The 20,809-nt window shown below is 35.3% G+C and carries 16 protein-coding genes and 2 pseudogenes; 12 read left to right on the forward strand and 6 right to left on the reverse strand.

Annotated features, from left to right (window positions below; all coding sequences use genetic code 11):
* Window positions 1–37: 37 nt before the first annotated feature.
* The 8 genes from QUF99_RS12680 to QUF99_RS12720 all read left to right on the forward strand — a co-directional run bounded on the left by QUF99_RS12680 (window position 38) and on the right by QUF99_RS12720 (window position 9,764).
* Window positions 38–433 (forward strand): cytidine deaminase, encoded by a 396-nt coding sequence (locus tag QUF99_RS12680; protein ID WP_289370476.1) that lies wholly within the window; start codon window positions 38–40, stop codon window positions 431–433.
* A gap of 513 nt (window positions 434–946) precedes the next feature.
* The gene (locus QUF99_RS12685; protein ID WP_289370477.1) at window positions 947–3,298 is read left to right on the forward strand and encodes a xanthine dehydrogenase family protein molybdopterin-binding subunit; all 2,352 of its coding nucleotides are present in this window, start codon (window positions 947–949) and stop codon (window positions 3,296–3,298) included.
* Complete coding sequence (locus QUF99_RS12690; protein ID WP_289370478.1) at window positions 3,285–4,124, forward strand: FAD binding domain-containing protein; 840 nt, start codon at window positions 3,285–3,287, stop codon at window positions 4,122–4,124. The genes QUF99_RS12685 and QUF99_RS12690 overlap by 14 nt, the downstream gene beginning before the upstream one ends.
* A complete protein-coding gene (locus QUF99_RS12695; protein ID WP_289370481.1) occupies window positions 4,124–4,594 on the forward strand; it encodes a (2Fe-2S)-binding protein in 471 nt (156 codons plus the stop codon). The genes QUF99_RS12690 and QUF99_RS12695 overlap by 1 nt, the downstream gene beginning before the upstream one ends.
* On the forward strand, window positions 4,591–5,532 hold the full coding sequence (locus tag QUF99_RS12700; protein ID WP_289370483.1) for an XdhC family protein: 942 nt from the start codon (window positions 4,591–4,593) through the stop codon (window positions 5,530–5,532). Before QUF99_RS12695 ends, QUF99_RS12700 begins: the two co-directional genes overlap by 4 nt.
* A 1-nt stretch (window position 5,533) precedes the next feature.
* Window positions 5,534–6,136 carry a nucleotidyltransferase family protein gene (locus tag QUF99_RS12705; protein WP_289374638.1) on the forward strand — a complete coding sequence of 201 codons (603 nt, stop codon included), beginning with the start codon at window positions 5,534–5,536 and terminating at the stop codon, window positions 6,134–6,136.
* A gap of 1,294 nt (window positions 6,137–7,430) precedes the next feature.
* Window positions 7,431–7,820: a cupredoxin domain-containing protein gene (locus tag QUF99_RS12715; protein WP_289370484.1), complete on the forward strand. Its 390-nt coding sequence runs from the start codon at window positions 7,431–7,433 to the stop codon at window positions 7,818–7,820.
* 513 nt (window positions 7,821–8,333) lie between these two features.
* Window positions 8,334–9,764, forward strand: coding sequence for a PQQ-dependent sugar dehydrogenase (locus tag QUF99_RS12720; RefSeq protein ID WP_289370485.1), 1,431 nt, complete (start codon window positions 8,334–8,336; stop codon window positions 9,762–9,764).
* 361 nt (window positions 9,765–10,125) lie between these two features.
* Here QUF99_RS12720 and QUF99_RS12725 read toward each other — a convergent pair.
* Window positions 10,126–10,392, reverse strand: a pseudogene (locus tag QUF99_RS12725) (VOC family protein); the annotation flags it as partial.
* Window positions 10,393–11,359: 967 nt separating this feature from the next.
* Between QUF99_RS12725 and QUF99_RS12730 the strand changes: the two are divergent.
* On the forward strand, window positions 11,360–11,932 hold the full coding sequence (locus tag QUF99_RS12730; protein ID WP_289370487.1) for a hypothetical protein: 573 nt from the start codon (window positions 11,360–11,362) through the stop codon (window positions 11,930–11,932).
* A gap of 121 nt (window positions 11,933–12,053) precedes the next feature.
* Here QUF99_RS12730 and QUF99_RS28520 read toward each other — a convergent pair whose 3' ends face one another.
* From QUF99_RS28520 to QUF99_RS12740, 3 genes are all read right to left on the reverse strand, one after another.
* A complete protein-coding gene (locus QUF99_RS28520) occupies window positions 12,054–12,131 on the reverse strand; it encodes a helix-turn-helix domain-containing protein (RefSeq protein ID WP_353958423.1) in 78 nt (25 codons plus the stop codon).
* A gap of 306 nt (window positions 12,132–12,437) precedes the next feature.
* Window positions 12,438–13,805, reverse strand: a complete 1,368-nt coding sequence (locus QUF99_RS12735) for a sensor histidine kinase (RefSeq protein WP_289370489.1) — start codon at window positions 13,803–13,805, stop codon at window positions 12,438–12,440.
* A gap of 31 nt (window positions 13,806–13,836) precedes the next feature.
* Window positions 13,837–14,520 carry a response regulator transcription factor gene (locus tag QUF99_RS12740; RefSeq protein WP_289370490.1) on the reverse strand — a complete coding sequence of 228 codons (684 nt, stop codon included), beginning with the start codon at window positions 14,518–14,520 and terminating at the stop codon, window positions 13,837–13,839.
* A 155-nt stretch (window positions 14,521–14,675) separates the two neighbouring features.
* Here QUF99_RS12740 and QUF99_RS12745 point away from each other — a divergent pair, with 155 nt between their 5' ends.
* A complete protein-coding gene (locus tag QUF99_RS12745) occupies window positions 14,676–16,346 on the forward strand; it encodes a multicopper oxidase family protein (protein ID WP_289370491.1) in 1,671 nt (556 codons plus the stop codon).
* A 129-nt stretch (window positions 16,347–16,475) separates the two neighbouring features.
* On the opposite strand, the pseudogene QUF99_RS12750 reads toward QUF99_RS12745, so the two are convergent.
* A pseudogene (locus QUF99_RS12750) lies at window positions 16,476–16,657 on the reverse strand (IS4 family transposase); the annotation flags it as partial.
* A gap of 56 nt (window positions 16,658–16,713) precedes the next feature.
* Between QUF99_RS12750 and QUF99_RS12755 the strand changes: the two are divergent.
* Complete coding sequence (locus tag QUF99_RS12755) at window positions 16,714–16,887, forward strand: hypothetical protein (protein ID WP_353958397.1); 174 nt, start codon at window positions 16,714–16,716, stop codon at window positions 16,885–16,887.
* Window positions 16,888–17,252: 365 nt separating this feature from the next.
* Window positions 17,253–19,397 carry a DNA topoisomerase III gene (topB, locus tag QUF99_RS12760; protein ID WP_289370492.1) on the forward strand — a complete coding sequence of 715 codons (2,145 nt, stop codon included), beginning with the start codon at window positions 17,253–17,255 and terminating at the stop codon, window positions 19,395–19,397.
* A gap of 340 nt (window positions 19,398–19,737) precedes the next feature.
* Here the strand turns inward: topB and QUF99_RS12765 are convergent, their stop codons facing one another.
* Window positions 19,738–20,595, reverse strand: a complete 858-nt coding sequence (locus tag QUF99_RS12765; protein ID WP_289370493.1) for a glycine betaine ABC transporter substrate-binding protein — start codon at window positions 20,593–20,595, stop codon at window positions 19,738–19,740.
* Window positions 20,596–20,809 lie beyond the last annotated feature (214 nt).

A 20,809-nucleotide genomic window follows, 5' to 3' on the forward strand; every position in this document is an offset into this window, starting at 1 on the left:
TTTAGTAGAATTGAATGTACTCTGAGGAGGAAATGAGATGGATAAAGAAAAATATTTTGAAGAAGCTACAAAGATGTTATCGAAAGCTTACATTCCGTATTCCAAATTCCCTGTTGGAGCGGCACTAGTTACGAAAGATGGTAAAATTTATACAGGGTGCAACATAGAAAATGCTTCTTACGGTTTATGTAATTGTGCTGAAAGAACAGCTATATTCAAAGCAGTGTCAGAAGGAGAACGCGATTTTAGTTATTTAGTAATAACAGGTGAAACAGATGGACCAATTGCACCATGCGGAGCGTGTAGACAAGTCATTGCAGAATTTTGTGATCCACAAATGCCAGTTTTATTGACAAATCAAAAAGGCGATGAAAAAGAAGTAACGGTTGAACAATTGTTACCAGGTGCTTTTTCGATAGATGATTTAATTTAATGAAAGATAAGCATTGCATGATTTGTAGTTTATAGATCAATACAAAGAAGGAAGCTGTCCCAAAAGCAATATAGAGGGATAGCTTCCTTCTTTGTGAATGAAATGCTTTTATTTGTATAATCATTGATGCTCGCTAACTAAGGGCACTTTTCTATTTGAATGAGCTATAATGATGTGTTTTGATTTCTTTTCTGGAAAATTTTACGCGATAGAGCAGTAGAGCTTATATGGGGGAAAATTCATTTTATAATATAGTATTCTGATCTCGGTACTGTTTGGAAAAACTAGTTGAAGTATCTACCTAATATTCATGATTGATTCTTTGAACATGAACTTGTTGGAGAGTTGCTGATCGGTTTGCAGAAATTACTCTTTCCCTCTGTTTCGTATCTACTGATGCTACGGAGTCAGGATAAATTCCCGAAATGGTATTATGCTCCTATATAGAGTTTCGTACTAAATGGTTTGTACTGCGAATAGGTTGGTAAAAGAGTATAAGGAAGGGGGCGTGGAATGAAACAGTATCACATCATTGGAAAAAGCGTCAAGCGAAAAGAAAGCGCTGATAAGGTAACGGGAAGAGCGAAGTACGTGAATGATGAGATAGAGGTCGGCACGTTATATGCAAAGCTTTTAACGAGTGTATATGCTCATGCTTTTATTGAAAGCATTGATATAAGGAAAGCTAAGAAAATACCTGGTGTTCATGCTGTGATAACAGGAGCAGATTACCCTATTCTTGTCGGCTCCAGTATTGTAGATCGTCCTCTGTTAGCCTACGAGAAAGTACGATATTTTGGTGAACCTATTGCACTTGTTGTCGCAGATAGTGAAGCGATTGCTAAACAAGCCGTAACGCAAATACGTGTTACATATAAGAAACTCCCAGTAGTTCATGCTCCACTGCAAGCCTATTTAGAAAGAGATATACTCGTACATGAAAATGTAGAACAATATGAATTGGAAGAAGAAGTATATCCAGAAGCACATACAAACATTGCAAATAGAACGAAAATTCGTAAGGGTGATATTCAAGAAGGATTTGGAAATAGTGAAGTTGTTGCAGAGGAAACGTTTTCCTTCAGGCAACCTGATCATACCGCAATAGAAACGCGATGTGCGAAGGTAGAAATTAAGCCAGATGGAGAGGTTATTGTTCATTCTACTTCGCAAGCTCCTTTTGAAATTAAAAGATTGCTCAGTAAAGCGTTTCAAATTGATGAGGAAAAAATAATTGTACATGTTCCTTTAGTTGGAGGAGCGTATGGTGGAAAGACAGCGGTACAACTTGAATATTTAGCTTATCTTGCTTCAAAAGCGGTCGATGGAAGGCGCGTTATCATTCGAAATAGTAGAGAAGAAGATTTTATAACATCCCCTGTTCATATTGGTTTACAAGCAAAAGTAAAGCTTGGATGTACAAAGAATGGAAAATTGCAAGCTGCAGAAATTTTGTATTTATTTGATGGCGGTGCTTATGCTGATCGAGCGGTGACAATGAGTAAGGCAGCTGGATTAGACTGTACGGGTCCATATTCAATTCAACATGTATCGTGTGATTCACTCTGTATGTACACGAATCACCCATATGCGACATCGTTTCGAGGGTTTGGTCATGCTGAATATACATTTGTAATTGAAAGAATGATAGATATATTGGCAAATAAAGTAGACATGTGTCCACTTGAGTTTCGTATGAAAAATGCAATTGAATTAGGAGATACAACACCAACACAAGTAGTGGTCACCAAAAGCAATACAGGGGACATTAAGGCGTGCCTGCAAAAGTTAAAGTCGCTTATTAATTGGGAAGAGGGCAATCGAATAGTTTTACCAAATGGAAGGATACGAGCAAAAGGAATTAGTTGCTTTTGGAAAAATTCGACCACACCAAATAATGCCGGAGCAGGTGCGACCTTAACCTTTAATAGTAATGGGAGCGTAAATATTAATTGTGGTGCTGTTGAAATTGGGCAAGGAACGAAAACAATTTTGACACAAATGGTTGCGGAAAAAATGAATATGAGCGTTAAAGATGTATCTGTCATGATGGAAGTCAATACACAAATAACGCCGAAACATTGGAAAACAGCTGCTAGTCGAACAACACATCTTGTTGGAAATGCAGTTGTAAAAGCGACTGAAGATGCAATGAAACAGCTACTAGATACGGCTGTTAATTTACTTGGAACACCAGCACATGAGCTAGCAATCGCGAACAAGACTGTATATATGAAAACAAATCCAGATATTCACGTACCATTTTCAAAAATTGTTTTTGGATATGTTGATTCGAGTGGGAATGTAGCTGGGTCACAAGTAATCGGAAGAGGTACTTATGTCTTTGAAGGGATTACAAAGATTGACCATGAAACAGGAAAAGGGCAACAAGGACCGGAATGGGGAGTCGGGGCACAAGCAGTTGAGGTTGAACTCGATCCACAGGCATATACGTATAAATTAATTAAAGCAGTAACGGTTGCAGATGCAGGAAAAGTTTTAAATAGAAAAGGAGCAGAAACACAAATTATAGGAGCTATGAGTATGGGTTTAAGTTTTGCGACGAGAGAAACGTTTCACTATGACTCGTATGGAAGAGTTCTTAATTGTCAGTTTCGTTCTTATAAAGTGATGCATTATGGCCAACAGCCAAAATACACCGCTGAATTTGTAGAAGCACCGCATGACCAATCTGCATTCGGTTCAAGAGGACTTGGTGAGCATGGAATTATCGGTATGCCAGGTGCTTTAGCGAATGCTTTGTCAATTGCAGCTATTATTTCACTTCGTCAATTACCACTCACTCCTGAATTGATTTGGAAAGTAAAACAAGAGAAGGAGAATGGTGTGTATGATACCATTTGACTTTGAATATTATCGTCCACGTTCCATTAAAGAAGCCATTCGTTTATTTCATCAACTGGATGAAGAAGGGAAAAGCCCCCTTTATTATGGGGGGGGCACTGAAATTATTACGATGGGTCGCTTACAGCAAATCATTACGAAAGCAGTGATTGATTTAAAAGATATTCCTGAATGTAATGTTTGTATATGGAATGACCATAAACTGATCCTTGGTTCTACATTAACATTAACAGAAGTTCAAGAAACAAAAGTATTTCCTCTTCTTGGAGAGACTGCTGGAAGAGCGGCAGATCACACAGCAAGAAATAAAATTACACTTGGCGGAAACATTGCAGGAAAAATTATATATAGAGAAGCAGTGCTCCCTTTTTTACTAGCTGATAGTACATTTGTTATTGCAGGAAGAGAAGGCGTAAAGCATATCCCAGCTCAGCAAGCATTTATTGAGAAATTACAATTGCAAAAAGGTGAGTTTCTTGTACAAATTATAACAGATCAAAAATATGTAGGATTGCCTTATTATAGTGTGAAAAAAAGACAATTAGAAAAAATTGATTACCCACTTGTAACAGTTGCAGCGCTGAAAATTAATGATAGCATTCGAATAGCATATAGCGGATTATGCGCATTTCCATTTCGATCATTCACGATGGAAACAGTATTAAACGATTGGGATATTCCGGTAGAGGAGAGAATTGAACGCGCTCTTTTTCATATTCCTGCGCTTATATTGGATGATATACGAGGTTCACGTGCTTATCGTATTTTTGTTTTGAAGCATGTGCTCTACGATGTACTGATAAAGCTTGAAGAGGTGAGAGAATAATGGGAAAGGGTCAATTTATTCTTCAAGTGAATGGGGAAGACAGAGAAGTGATTGCCAGGATGGCGGATACGTTATTATATACATTGCGACATCAACTCGATCTAACAGGAGCCAAGCCGGGATGTGAAAACGGTGATTGTGGTGCTTGTACAGTTCTTGTTGATGAGATACCAATTAAGTCTTGTATTATGTTAGCTGTTGAAGCGATTGGAAAGCGGATTATAACTATTGAAGGCTTACGAGAAACTCCTATTCAACAAGCTTTTGAAGACAAATGGGCTTTTCAGTGTGGGTATTGTACGCCAGGATTTATCATGAATTGTCATGCGCTCGTTACACAAAAAATGGATGTGGATGATTCAGTTATTGAAGAATGGTTAAGTTCTAATATTTGCCGGTGCACAAGTTACCAAGAGATTGAAGAAGCTGTGAAATCTGTCTTGCAAAAGCAGCGAGAGAATCAATTATGACTTCTGTTCATACTGTACTAGAAGCACTACTATCTTGTGAACAACGATGTGCCTTAGCTACGATTATTCGTGTGGAAGGCTCTGCATATTGTAAAGAAGGAACAATCATGCTTTTTTGTGAAGATGGAACAAAAGTTGGAATGTTAAGTGCAGGCTGTTTAGAAGAAGAGGTTTCTTTTTATGCAGCAAAAGTGATAGAGAATAAAATCTGGTCTGTTCATCAGTTTAATACGAAAGCAGAAGATGATTTATCTTGGGGAGTGGGATGCAACGGTATCGTTCATATATTAATTGAACATATAGATGATGAGTACAAAGCTCTTTTACAAACACTATATGCGTATCTCAAGAACGGCATTTCTGTTTGGATGATTAAAAACCTTTCATTGTTACAAACTTTATTTATATGTGAGCACGGTGAAACATTTGGGAATTGGGAAGCTCCATTTTTACCTCTTTCTTTACATGGCCAATGGTATTATCAACATTTTATGCCAAAGCCACGTCTTTTTATTTTTGGAGCAGGAGAGGACGCAAAGCCACTCGTTCGATTTGCGAAAGAAGTAAACTTTTTCGTAACAGTTTGTGATTGGCGTGAATCGTTATGTAATCCTTCACGTTTCCCGAGTGCAGATACTTGTATGATTGGGTTTCCGAAAGAGATTATACCGCGACTTCTATTACGAGAAGAAGATTTTGTTGTGATTATGACTCACCATTTTCAGCGCGACCAACAATTGATTGAACTTTTATGTGAACAATGTGTTCGCTATATTGGTATCTTAGGTCCACGCCATCGTACTACTCGTCTATTAGAAGGAAAAACAATACCAAAACATCTTCATTCTCCGGTGGGACTTACAATTGGAGCAAAAGGTCCAACTGAAATTGCGATTAGTATAATAGCTGAAATTATTCAAGAGTTAAGGGGGAAGTAAAATAAAGATTGCTGGGATATATTTAGCTGCTGGAAACAGTCGGAGAATGGGGCCGGGAATACATAAGTTGTACCTTCCATTACAAGGGAAACCACTTGGGAACTTAGCGTTACAAGCAGCAGTTTCTTCAAGGCTCTCACATATTATTGTTGTTACGAATGAACCTGCTTGGATGTTAGAAGGAATATGCCGTGAAAATGTGCACATTCTTTCTTGTCCAAATGCTTATAGAGGACAGTCATACTCTCTTCAATGCGGTGTTGAGAAGGCGAAACGAATGAATGTAGATGGAGTAGTTGTCCTTCTGGCTGATCAACCATTTGTGACAACGGAATTTATCAATAAGATGATAAATTGCTGTGAGCAAAATAAAAACCTTCACTTTGTAGCAGCGAGTTATAGAGGGATCAGACAACCGCCTGTTTTATTTACAAAGAAAGTGTTTCCGTTTTTTAAAGCATTGAAAGGGGATGAGGGGGCACGTGCAATTTTTACGCAGCCTACGATCAATGGAATTTCATTGTTGTCTGAAAATGATAAAATATTTTTCGATATAGATACATGGGAAAAGTATCAACAGGTGAAACAAGAAAATGTGGATTGATAAGCTGGCTACACAAATCCGTCAACTTAAAAAATAGATGATCCCCAAAACGATAAAAAGCGTAGGGGAGGTCGTAGTATAGGGTGAAATATTAAAGGAATAAGTTTTGTTATGTAATTATTCGTAATGTTTTCCATGATAATTAATAAATCCTACGGGATGATGTGTGAAATGTATAACTGCATCTCCTGGATTCCCTGGACTTGGATATGCAATGTTTTTATCAATATGTTCACCTTTTAATTCAATTTCTTCTCCTTCTTTAAGGTCTGGAATTCATCAGGAGATGTACGTTTTCCGGTTATAATTGGAATTTTATCAATGTGGATCATTAGCGTTCCCTTCGCATATCTATTAGGTATTGTCTTCAATTTAGGTCTGGCTGGAATATGGATAGCATTTATTATTGACGAATGGCTTCGTGTATTACTCATGATGAAGAGGTGGCGTTTCAGAGTGTGGATGGAAAAATCTATTTTCCTTCGAGATAAAAGAAAGGAAGCATAGGGCATTCTTCATGTAGGTATTCTCGATTCTTTAAATGGTTATTTCTCTTTTTATCATATTAAGTTAATTCTTCTTGTAAAACGCAATCTTAACTATGTAATATACTTGGAAGAGAAGAATAAAAAGGAGTGTATCTACAGTAGTTTTGACTACACACCTTTTTAAAAGCTTTTTTTATTCATGTTTTGGTTGATAGTGAGATGTATATTATTTTGTATGTCCATGCTTTTCTATTGAGGCTTTCATAGATAATGAAAGCCCAGTTATAAATAGTGGAATAACTAGATTGCATAATTGTAATTAAAGTGAATAATAACGATAGTATTGATTCTATTCTATTCTATTCTATTCTATTCTTTGTTTTATAAGTAGCTCTTGAAATTTATATATCTAGTTACTCCACTGTTGATTTAAAATAAAGTTTGATAATTTGTAAAAAGGTTCGATAATTTATAAAAAAATTTGATAAAACTCTGTATTAATTTAGGGTTTTTCTTTTGACCCTTAAACCCCAGTTGTATTGTTCAATTAAAGGGCCAGATTGTGGAAGATCAACTTGAAGATGATGAAAATATTTTGTTTGAATGTGAAGTATTACACTTAAACTAATGGTGCAGATTAATTGAAGAAGAATGGATTCCAGAAGATCGTCATTAGAGTCGATCTTTTTTCTTTGTCACTGTTTCAGATAAAAGAGTTACTATTTGAAGTACGTTGGAACCCCATGTATAGTGATAATATTTTATGAATTGGAAAACAATAGTGGTTAGGAAAGGAAGGATTGCGAATGTCTGTGAAAAAGTGGTTAACTGGATTGGTCGTTTTGCTTGCGATGATTGTGGTTGTGACAACTCCAGGCTCACTCAGTGTATTTGCCGAATCCGGCGTCGTAACACAGCCTATTGAGTCAGTGAAAGTGATTGAGGTCGAGTTGAACGATGATTACTTTAATCCGAAAGTCATCAATATTCCGATTGGAAGAACGACAACGTTGATATTGAAAAACCAAGGTAAGAAAGAGCACACCTTCACAGTGAAAAAGCTCAGAATTGACGCCGAAGTCCAGCCGGGAAAAGAAAAAACCATTACCGTGAAACCTAAAAATCCCGGTACATATGAACTGATATGTCGGTACCATTTCCAGAAAGGAATGGATGGAAAAGTAATAGTCAAATAACAAGCAGGGCCAATCGGGCCTTGCTTGTTTAATAAGCAACGGTAACTTACTTATTATTACCCAGACATCATTATAACAGCTAACCTTCCTCCACGAACAGATGTTCTTACAAAAAGTAAAGAGGTAGGTTTGTTCAATAAGACATAGTAATTAAGATCTTCCACAATCTTCCCTTTTACTTTCAGTAATGTACTAAAATCCATACAGTAAAAACTCCTTATAAAAGAAATAAACGAAAAATTGAAACTTATTTAATCGAACTAATGTAAATAGTTTTATCTTTTTAATAACACCAGTCAATATAAATGCAAAAACACCATCTACAATTGCGTTGAGTAATATAAACAATTTGAAATTTCCATTTGTCCACTTTAATATCCACATAGAATCTACCAAAAACGGACCAATATTAAAAGGGAATTTCCTCAATTCCCTGGCCCTAATTTGATACTAATAGAACAGTTCTAATCATATTCTTATACTAGAAAACAATAAAAAGGGGTGTAAAGTTAGTTGATAAAAGTTAAGGTTAGTTTACGACCCATTGTAAGTAAGATAAATTTACCCACCGTTTTGAAAACAACTATACTTCCGGGTGACTCAATTGAAAGATTATTTATTGCAACCCAGGTAGGAGAGATCTTTTACATAGGAAACGGAGTTATAAGGACTTTTTTAGATATTCGCCCGCGAATCATAAAATTAGGTAATTCTGAACTAGGTGTTTCTGGTAGTGGATATGATGAACGGGGATTGCTAGGGCTAGCGTTTCATCCAGAATTTTATTATAACGGTCTGTTTTATCTTCATTATTCAGTAGCTGGAACACAAGGTCCAGGGGCTCTTCCTGAATCTTTTAAGCCTAACCCGTGTGATCCCAGAACTTTAAACCTAAGGTGGATAAATAGAGAAACTCAATATGATCATATTGATACAGTTGAAGAATGGATTTTACAATCGAATGGTCAACCTCAAAAACGACGGACATTACTTAACATAAGAAGGCCATTTTTTAATCATAATGGTGTCAATAGCTTAAACTTTTCACCTGAAACCGGAAAACTTGTTTTAACAACCGGAGATGGTGGAGCAGGCTATGATCCATTTAATTTAAGTCAGGACGATATGGAAATAGCTGGTAAAATAATTGAAATTGATGTAGTTAAGAATACATTTATCTATAATCCTCCCATAGTCACACGTTTTAATGAACTTCCCGCACCTATTCAGGAAACGCTTACGGTAATTGCCAAAGGGGTTCGCAATATACCAGGCATTTCATTTCAAAGGTTTTATAATCAGTATATCAAATATGCGGGAAATGTCGGACAGGATTTGGTAGAGTCGATTTTTTCATTCGTTCATTATAAACCAATACCGGTTACTCAGCTTATTCAAGCTTCTTTAATGAGATCTAAACCTGACCAAGAAGGATTTATTAACTTTGGCTGGCGAGGGTGGGAAGGTGCTTTTCCTACTTCGTTTATAAGGGGCTGTTCTGCAAATCCGACTTTGGATGAGAAAACAATTGCTTATTACAATGAAGCAGTAAAAATTTCAGTGAGGCGTCTTCAGCCTTTAACTAGTTATTTTCATAAAGATCCCCGACCCGATAAGTTTGGAGGAACTGCACTTACAGGAGTCCAGCCATATATGGGGAATGGAATCCCCAATTTAACGGGAAGCGTCGTGTTTACCGATCTTGCCCAGAATGAAGAATCTCGACCTCCGGTTAGAGGGGTTTTAGCTTATACCAGGGTAAGTACAGATTGTAAACCAAATGATTTTAGTGTTATTGAAACCGATTATAATTTTGGGTCTCAATCAGCTTATTATGTTAATTTGGGAACGAATCTGGATCAAACCAGACTATATTTAGGGGTTTATGGCTCTATGAAAGTGACTGATTTTAACCAAGGTACTGTTTTTGAAATTGTTCCATGATTTATAACTATAAAATTCGACGGCTGGAGTATTTGTCATACATTTACTACATTTATTACGATAAAGACAAAGAAGGAGAAAATTTCAAAATAGAGCTAATTGTAGCTTTGAAATAAAGTTTGTTCAAAAATACCTCGCAAACCCCATGCCCATCAACTTAAGGAATTCATTGTTCCCAAAAATGAAAAAAATGAATTGAATTTTCATAGACAACTGTGAAGAGATAAAACTTTCGTTTTGGGGATACTCTAAAATATTAGCTTGATGATGATGTGTTATGACTCTGTTTAGTGAAATAAGCTTATCTCGCAGTCTCGCATTTAAATGTATTATTAACTAGTCCCTCCCATTCTACAAAGGACTACTTATCTGTAATATGTTTTAATTCATTAGGAACTTCAACATAACATATTAATTCTAAACTGTTACCATCTGGGTCATTGAAGTATACTAAAGCATTACCTTGATGTGGGCGGATAAATGGCTCAATAGGTTTTCTATTATCAAATGGGACAGCTTCAACTTGAATAGAATCTAGCCACTTTAAAGATTCTTTTAAATCTTCATATGAAACTCGAAAAGCAATATGTCTTCTTAGTCCCAAGGCAACTAATTCAATTTGAGATCCATCTGGATTAGCTTGCAAGATACTTCCGCTAGCTTTTATCATCCTTTTTATATATTCCCCTTTATAGGAAGGAACACCAAAGGGAGAGAATGCGGCTGTCCATACTTGCTCACTTGAAACGCCGGATAAATAATTCTTTGTTCTAAAGTTTTGTCCAACTAGTGGAATGAAGGAACCGGGATGGTCATGAAAGAAAGGATATTGCTTCACCCAACGGCTATTATCCTCACCAACAACACCGGAATTTGTAGCCGTTCCTTGCCCAAAATACATTTTTCCATCGGGCCCGAAAATAACACGGTTGTTATGATGATCCCCAAAGCTAGGTAATCCTGAAATAATATCCTTCTTGGAGCCATCTGGTTTTACAATAGTAATAAATCCTCGGTGTGCAACATAGATGTTATCTTTGTAAAAAGTAATACCTGTAAGCAGAGGTTTAAATCCCTCAGCTATTACTTTTGTTCCGGTTGGAGTAAGCATTAACATCTTACCATTTCCTGAAGCAATTCCAGCATCTGCAATTAGCAATTCCCATCGATCTGTAAACGTTAAGTTAATGGGAGTTGTAAGCTTTTCAGCAAACACTTCAATTTTATCCCGCATTAACGGGCTGTAAAACTCTCACCTCAAAACTTGAGGATTACAAAGAAGTTTAGGTGGGAGATAAACAGCCCGTAAAAGCCCGATTGGTTCAACTAATAATCAGTGGGGGATGAAGAAAACCCCCACTGATTAAAGTTTCACTTTATATCCTAATGGAACCAAAATATCTTCTGGCTTTATAATTCTTTCAATTGTATCAGTACGATACATCATATCCCCCCTAGAAAAAGCTTCTATTTTTAAATATTCATAGAGGAGAAGTCCTCATTCCAATTGATTACTAACAGGCAATACTGCATAAAACGTAAGGGAATGAATAGTATAGGAAGTGAAAAATAGGATATTTATAGGAGGTGTTTCGATGAATCGGTTTGTTCGTTATTGGTATCAATCGATGGTAGAGACAGGTTCAAACTATGTCCATGTAAGAAAGATGGCCCTTGCAACCAAATTGGTCATTACAGCCTTATTGAGTACATTTGCCACCATGTTTCAATCAGCAGGGGGCTTTATGCCTGGTATAGGCTTTCTGATTAGTTCTCTAGCGACATTACCCATTTTTTTAGCTACTTACTTTTCTATTCGCCAGGGAATCCTTTCTTATACCCTTACGATTTTCCTCTTATTTATTATCCAGCCGAGTGAACTTATTATTTTTCCCTTTACAACAGGTTTATTAGGTATAGCGATAGGCGTGGCTTTTTTACAATTGAAGAGGAGAATTGTGATCGTTTTCTTTTCATCAGCATGTTTACTTGCGGGTATTATGATGATCCTGTACGTATTCCGTTTTCCGGTGTTAGGCCCTACTGTTGATACAACTATGAATCCAAAGGTTATTGCATTAATATTTACAGTGAGTTTTCTTTACTGCTGGATCTTCGCGGAGCTTTGTAGAGTACTCATAAATAGGTTGTGTCAGGCATTGTCTTAAAAGTTGAGTGAAATCTTTTTGAACGAATATTAGAGGGGATTTGCATATATTGCTTTCGTTCCTCTGCCGTAAGAAGTTCCCTTACTCTTACATACATTAGAAATCATCCCCTTCATAATAATTATTTTACTTTCTGTAAATAACGATATAATGTAGCTCTTGAAATACCTAACGTGTTGCATATTGGATGTAAGTCAATATTTTGGACACAAAAAAGTTAAATTTAAGCTACTTCTTTAACAAAATTTTCTATTGCTTGGGGAGTTTTATAACTAATGCTACTATGGATTCACTTGCGGTTATACCATCCCTCGATGTATTGAAATCCATTGTAAGGACTTAACTAAGTTGTGTCTATATGACTACACTAACTCCAGCATAAAATAAGGATGACAAGACTTAACCATTGCATGTTCTTCATCCCAGTTCATTTATTACAAATTATTATTGAACTATAATTAAAGACTCATCAAATTCTTGACGAGTCTTTAATCGAGGATATGCCTTATTTTTTTAAAAGAATAGTAAAGATCGTCCCATGACCTAATTCACTTTCTACAGAAATACTTCCTTCATGTAATTCGATAATTTCTTTTACAATTGCAAGTCCTAGACCGCTTCCTCCTGTAGCACGAGTTCGAGATTTATCAACCCTGTAAAACCGTTCGAAAATATGAGATAGATCTTGTTGAGGGATACCTTCTCCTTCATCTTTTACTATAATCTTAACATTTTCTTTGTTTTCTATAACTGTAACAAATACTTTAGAATTTATGCTAGAGTGAGAATATGCATTGTTTAACAGATTGAGCATAACTTGTTCAAAACGTTGTTCATCGAGAAGAAGAATAAGGTCTTCTGGACACGAGAAAATAATACGAATATTTTTATCGGTATAAGCTGGTTGGATTTTTGTTAATATGTTTTTTAACAAATCATATAGATTAGTCTGATTTGTATTGATAATAAAATTATGCTTCTCCATTTTAGCTAATGCAAATAAATCTTGAACAAGCCGTGTTACATGATCAGCTTCCTCTTTAATTATAGATAAATAATGATTCTGATCCTGTGTAGACATCTGAGTTTTTAAAACAATATCAGCATACCCTCTAATATATGTTAAAGGTGTTCGAAGCTCGTGTGCAACGCTAGCTAGAAATTCACCTCGTTCTTTTTTTATATAATTTAAATCATCTGCTAGTTTTTGAATAGAGTGTGCTAGTTCTCCCACTTCATCGTTTCCATTAATATTTAAAGACACTGATAAGTCACCCTTACTCATTTTTTCTGTTGCTTTTTTCATTCTAATTAAAGGATTTGTTAGAATTCTTGATAATAAAAACATGGTTATAATGGTAAGGATAAAGGTAATAGCTCCAACAACAATAAATTGGTACGTTAAACGTTGAATCATTTGCTTAATGGAGTCAGTACCTAAAAACATGTATACATATCCTTTAATATCGTTACCGATTTGAATGGGACTAATTGTACAAATATAATTAGATGTTTTCCAATGGTCTTCTGCAACAGCACCATTTTTACTAACATCAGGCATGTTTGTATATAAATGTTTCTCCATGGAAGCATCTACATTACTTGATTTTGCAAGTATCTCACCAGTTTTGGAAGTAATGACAACCTTCGTTTCAGCTTCAGATTCCATGAGGGCTACATGAGATATCGTTTGATTATCAAAGTATTTCTCTAATACATCACGGTGATTATTTCCTCTGGCAAGGAGGGATTTCACTTCCTCCTGAACTCTTGTATTAACTAAGCTATAATACAATAAAAGAAACAATATACTTTCAATTAGAAAGGTACAAATAAAAAAGTAAAATCCAAATTTTACTGAAATGCGCTTCATAAGAACCCACTATCCTTATTGTTTAGTAGTATCATATATTGTTCTCTTCATTTGCCCAGCGGTATCCGATTCCATATATAGTCTTAAGGTGATCATTAATGGGAAAAGAAGCTTTTCGCAATTTTTCACGTAGGTTACGGATATGAGAATCCACTGTTCGATCTTCCGTTTCTGATGTATATCCCCAAATGCGTTCAATAAGTTGTTCACGACTAAAGACATAATTTAAATTATTTAAAAATAAACCGAGTAGAGAAAATTCGATTGGGGTTAATAACAGTGTATTTTCATGCACAGAAGCGGTATGTTTTGCTTCATCCCAAATTAATCCTTTATATTCTATTTTATGATGTTGCTTTGTTCTTCGAAGCACGGCTTCTATGCGAGCTAATAATTCTTCTTCATAAAATGGTTTAGTGATATAATCATCAGCACCTTTTTTTAATCCTTGTACAACATCTTCTGTATCATCGCGAGCGGTTAGCATGATGATAGGTACACTATTGAATTCGCGAATTCTCGTGCAAGTTTCCCAGCCATCCATTTCAGGCATCATAATATCTAATAAGATTAAGCGAAATTCTTTTTGTTCTACTAAAGAAATCGCCTCTTTTCCAGAAGTTGCTTTTGTGCAGTGATAGCCCCGAGGGGTTAAATATAATGAAAGTAAATCTAACATACGTGGTTCATCATCTACTAATAGTATATTAATCATAAAAGTCCTCCTTAATTACATGATATCTAAACATGAGATATTTTACTAAAAAATAATGAAAAAATTGTGCAGGCCATTGTTATTTTTTCATCTTCATAATTTCTTGATAATCATTTTATATAATTACCGTGAACAAACAGAAGGAGGAGTTTTTCATGAGAAGATTCGTATTAACTGCGATTTCAGTCGTAGCAATTTCATTAATTGCTGCATGTTCTACGGCTACAAGTACAACAAGTGATCATAAAAATATGAGTGATAAAAAGACAATACAGACTGAAACAGCAACCAAACCATTGCAAGTTGTAAAGGGACCTGAAGTCACTTTAGTGGCGAAAGAAGAGAAGCAAAAGTTAAGTAACGGTGTCGTTGTTCCAGTATGGACATTTAATGGTTCATCTCCTGGACCAGAAATTCGTGTGAAAAAAGGTGAAAAGGTTAAGGTCATATTAAAAAATGAACTATCTGCACCAGTATCTATTCATTGGCATGGGTATCCAGTTCCAAACAACATGGATGGAATTCCAGGAGTCACACAAGACGCAATTGGACCTGGGAAAAGTTTTACGTATGAATTTGAAGCAAACGTACCAGGAACGTATTGGTATCATTCACATCAAGACTCTGTTAATCAACTAGATAGAGGGCTGTATGGTGCTCTTGTTGTAGAAGATACAAATGAAAAATATGATAAAGATTACACATTAATGTTAGATGAATGGGTAACGGACAAAACAGAAATCAATAAACAAATAAAAGAAATGACAAAGGGGAAAACAGAAAAATCAGATGGTGAGAAGTCTAGTATGGATCAAGGAAACATGAAAAAGGATGATGATATGAAGGGTATGGACCATTCTGGTATGGACATGGGAAGTGATATGGAAGGCATGGATCATGGAAATATGAAGATGGATCAAGATAAAGGTTCTAGCGGTATGCAAATGGCAGGCCATAATATGAGTATGTACAATTTATTCACAATCAATGGTAAAAGCGGGAATTTAGTAGAACCGTTGAAAGTGAAAAAAGGCGATAAAGTTCGACTTCGCTTAATCAACGCTGGTTACCTATCACATAATATTCATGTTCATGGTCATGATATAAAAGTAATTGCAACAGATGGACAGCCAGTTAATGATCCAAAAGTTATAAAGGACCAAGTTATTTCGATCGCACCAGGTGAACGGTATGATGTTGAGTTTACAGCGAATAACCCTGGGAAATGGTATATTGAAGATCATGGAGAAGGAAAAGGTGTAAAAGGAATGAAAGCTGTTATTGAGTATGATGGCAGCAAAGAAATGAAAGATAAAGCAAATAAAAAAGAAAAACTGCCAAAATTAGATATGATGAAATACGGTTCCAAGAAAGTAGGAAGTTTCACATTAGACCAACAATATAATGCCACGTATACAATGGACTTAAATACAGAAATGAATGGAAATGGAATGGTATATACAATTAACGGAAAAACATTTCCTGATATAGATCCAATTCAAGTGAAAAAAGGTGACTTAATAAAAGTAAAATTAGTAAACCGTTCTAAAACAGATGATCACCCTATGCATTTACACGGCCATTTCTTCCAAGTATTAAGTAAGAATGGAAAACCAATAGAAGGTTCTCCAATTGTGAAGGATACATTAAACTTGAAACCAGGAGAAGAATATGAAGTAGCATTTGTAGCAGACAATCCAGGTGAATGGATGTTCCACTGCCACGACTTACATCATGCTTCAGCAGGTATGGTAACAGAAGTGAAATACGCGGATTATAAATCTGATTATGTTCCAAATCCTAATATCCCTAATATGCCAGAGTAATGCTGAATTAACTTCTGCTAACACTAATCATGGTAAGAAAAGGTATTTTCACGTATGAAAGATACCTTTTCAGTCTACAACTATTTTTTAACAATCTAACGCTTTATTTTATAGTTTAAAACATTTTTTTCATAAAACATTAAAGAGTGTTTTCTTCTCATATCTATAAAACTTTCTCCCATTTTTCTGTAAAAGGTTGAACACCCAAGAGATATCTTTGATATCTCTTGGGTGTTCTTTTGTAGAGCTTGATAATGAAGTGAATAATAATCTTTAATGATATAAATAGCTGTATATTTACTCATTTCTTGTAATAAATAAGCTTATTTTTTCTTTAGAGGCAATTTATTTTTGCATAGAGCGGGATATGGTTACTTCGTATGCCATGCTTTCTTCTGATTCTCCTGATACAGTAGGGGCTAAACAAACAATTGAAGAAATGCGGAATTACTTAGCACCGCTTGTTGAGAAAACAAGCTACAACATGTTAGATGCGACTACTATTCTGTTACGAGAAGGATTGGAAGGGCTATTGGATTGAAATTTTATAATTAGCAAAGTTTTTATATTATTTTTTCAGTTTTAGATATATTTAGATCTACTAAGTCTAGCAAAGATAAAATAAAATATTTTTATGTAGCTGAATCTCTTTGTAGTTGAAAAAATCTATGAATTAAAAGTTGTATTGTTTATTTGAGACAGTGATTATATATTTATGAAATGCATAGTGTAACAAGGATTATATAATCAGACCTATTGTGAAGGTGTTAAGATTAATCGTATAATATTATAGGTCTAAAACATATAAAACGAATTGTGAATGATAAAAACGATAAAGATTTTTCATCACTTATAAAAAATAGATAAAATGAAGGTAATATCGGAATTCAGATAGGGAGTTATAAAATGAAATTAATTATTGCCGAGAAACCAGATCAAGGTTTGGCGCTCGTTTCTCAATTTAAATATAAAAGAAAAGATGGGTATCTGGAAGTAGAACCAAACGAATTGTTTCCGAAAGGAGCCTATTGTACGTGGGCAATTGGTCATTTGACGCAGTTATGTAATCCAGAACATTATCATGCAGAGTGGAAAAAGTGGTCGCTTGATACGTTACCAATGATTCCAGAACGATTTCAATTTGAAGTAACAAAATCAAAATATAAGCAATTTAACGTTGTGAAACAGTTGTTACATAATCCGCAAGTGACGGAAATCATTCATGCAGGCGATGCTGGGCGAGAAGGGGAACTAATTGTACGTAATATCATCAATCTATGTAACGTGCAAAAGCCGATGAAACGTCTTTGGATTTCCTCTTTAACGAAACAAGCCATTTATCAAGGGTTTAAAAACCTACTTGATGAAACAGACACAATCAATACATATTATGAAGCATACACACGATCATGTGCCGACTGGGTAGTTGGAATGAATGCATCGCGTGTCTTTAGTATTTTGTTAAAGAAAAAAGGAATGAATGATGTTTTCTCGGCTGGACGTGTTCAAACGCCAACACTTGCATTAATTGTGAAACGTGAGAAAGAAATTGAAAACTTTAAGTCAGAGCCATTTTGGGAAGTGTTTGCAACCTTTAATATTGAAGGAAAGAAATATGAAGGTAAGTGGGAAAAGGATAATGAATCTCGCTTGAAAGATCCAGATATGGCAAATAAAATCGCTGCATTTTGTCAAAATAAACCGGCTGAAGTGAAAGAAATGAAAACAGAGCGGAAAGAGTTTCAGCCACCATTTTTATTTAACTTATCATCCCTACAGGCAACAGCGAATAAAGCATTTAAGTTTTCTCCAAAGAAAACATTAGATATTACACAAGCCTTATATCAAAAAGGAATTGTCTCCTATCCGCGTTCGGATTCCAACTATGTAACAGAAGGAGAAGCGGCAACGTTTCCTGATATTTTGCAGAAACTAAGTGAGTTTGATGATTACAAAAATCTCTTACCAGCACCAATCTCTTCGATTATGAATAATAAGCGTTACGTGAATGAAAAGAAGGTTACAGATCACTATGCGATCATTCCAACAGAACAAGTCACGAATCCAAGTAGATTATCTGGTGATGAAAAGAAAATTTACGATATGGTTGTAAGACGATTAATTGCAGCGCATTACGAAGCAGCAATATTTGACTACACAACGATTACAACAATTGTGGATGAACGAGCAGCATTTATTTCAAAAGGGAAACAGCAAATTCAAGAAGGTTGGCGTAAAGTTATTTTCCAAGACGATAAAGATGAAGAAACGCTTCTTCCTATTGTGCAAGAAGGCGAACAAGGAAAAGTCGTAAAAGTGAAGGTGAAAGAAGGAAAAACGCAGCCGCCAAAGCGTTATACAGAAGGTCAACTGATTACCTTAATGAAAACTGCTGGTAAGTATTTAGATAATGAAGAACTTGAGAAAGTACTGAAAAAAACAGAAGGCTTAGGTACAGAAGCGACTCGTGCAGGCATTATTACGATGCTGCAAGATCGTAAATATATTGATGTAAAGAAAAACCAAGTGTATGCAACCGATAAAGGGAAAGTATTAATTACCGCAATTGGTGATAAAATTTTAGCCTCTCCAGAAATGACAGCAAAATGGGAGCAACGACTTGCTGAAATTGGGGAAGGAACAGCATCACCAGCAACGTTTATGGAACAAACGAAAAAGCTATCAGCGAAAATTATTGAAGATGCAGTCGAGATGTCTGAGAAATGGGATTTCACCGGATTGCATGTTGAATCCATTGAACGGACAGGCTCAAAATTTACAGTTGGTAAAAAAGTAGGACAATGTAAAAAGTGTGAGGGAGACGTCATCGATAAGTCCAGTTTTTATGGCTGTTCAAACTATAATACAACGAAATGTGATTTCACAATCTCGAAAAAGATATTAGGAAAGACCATTTCGCAAAAAAATATGAAAAAGCTATTAAAAGGCGAACAGACAGAGTTAATTAAAGGTTTTAAGAAGAATGATAAAACATTTGATGCGAAGTTAGAGTGGAAAGATAATAAGATTAATTTTGTGTTTGAGAAGTGAAAAAAGGTGTTACGCACAGTCGTAACACCTTTTTCATAAGTATCCGTTTGAAATTTATATAAATCCATTTTGATTTTTCGACATATAAGCCGCGGCTGTGGATAACAACCGGTGACTTGCACTCGTTTTCTCTCTTTGTTTTCACTATGTCTGGGCTGGAAAAGGATCTGATCGCTTCTATGCATGGCCGGATGCTCTCTCCCACCTAAAAAGAAGGGTTTTATGTCGGTTTTTTAATTTGTATTTATATAGACACTCATTATTAAGAGTATAGTAATATTTCACCTTGACGTTTCAAGGTTGTTTAATAATGTTCCTTACATAATTTACATATAAATTTTTAATCGTTCATCCATGTATCTACTACTTCTTTGTTCTGTTTAATCCACTCTTTAGCAGCTTGTTCAGGGTCTTTTGTTTTATTAAGCATGACCATCAGTGTTCCAAGTTGTTCATCGGTCATTTTCCATTTATCAAAATATTTAATGAGCTCAGGATAATCTTTTTCAAATCCTTTACGAACCGAGTAATAAATATCATCTTTTTCACCATATACCTTTTTAGGGTCTTTTAAATATTTAAGGTCGAATTCTGAAAAGGCCCAGTGTGGGTTCCACAGTGTCACAGCAACTGGTTTCTTTTGATTATAGGCTTTCTTTAACTCGCTCATCATTGCCGCTTCTGAAGATTGGATAAGGTTAAGCTCGATGCCATATTCTTTTATCGTTTTATCTGTTAATCTCATGAGACTGCTGCCAGGTTCAATTCCAATGATTTTATTATTGAATTCGTCTTTATGAGTATTTAAATCTTCAATGCTATTGATGTTAGTCATATAAGAAGGGACGACTAAGCCGAGACCAGTGCCTTCATACCATTTCGATTTTATTACAACATCGTCTTTATATTTTTCATATAGTGGCTTATCAGTAACAGGTAGCCAGACTTCTAGATTAGCATCTACATCACCTCGTGCTACCCCGGTCCAAACGGCTGCCTTTTCTAAGTACATTAACTCAACTTTATAGCCTTTTTGTTCAAGTAATACTTTCCACATGTTTGCCGTAGCAATGTTTTCTTTCCAGCTTGTTACACCGAGCTTAATTTTTCCTTTTGTAGTATCCTTCGTCGTACTACAAGAACTACTAATGATACTAATTAAAAATAATATACAAATAAGCCATATTTTCTTCTTCATCAAATTCCTCCTACTCTTTCTAAATAGGCATCAAATCTCTAAAAGTTTATTCGGAAAAATATTTGGATGAGGCTAAATATTTTGCTTTCCTAAATAAATATTCTATAATTATAACTATCAATCAGATAAATATAACTATTATTAGCTTAACAAAAAAATATAAAAAAGTCTTTGATAAACTATTTTGATGTAATATTCTCTATAAAAAACGTTA

The organism is Bacillus sp. DX4.1 (assembly GCF_030348195.1).
In the GTDB taxonomy this organism is placed as follows: Bacteria; Bacillota; Bacilli; order Bacillales; family Bacillaceae_G; genus Bacillus_A.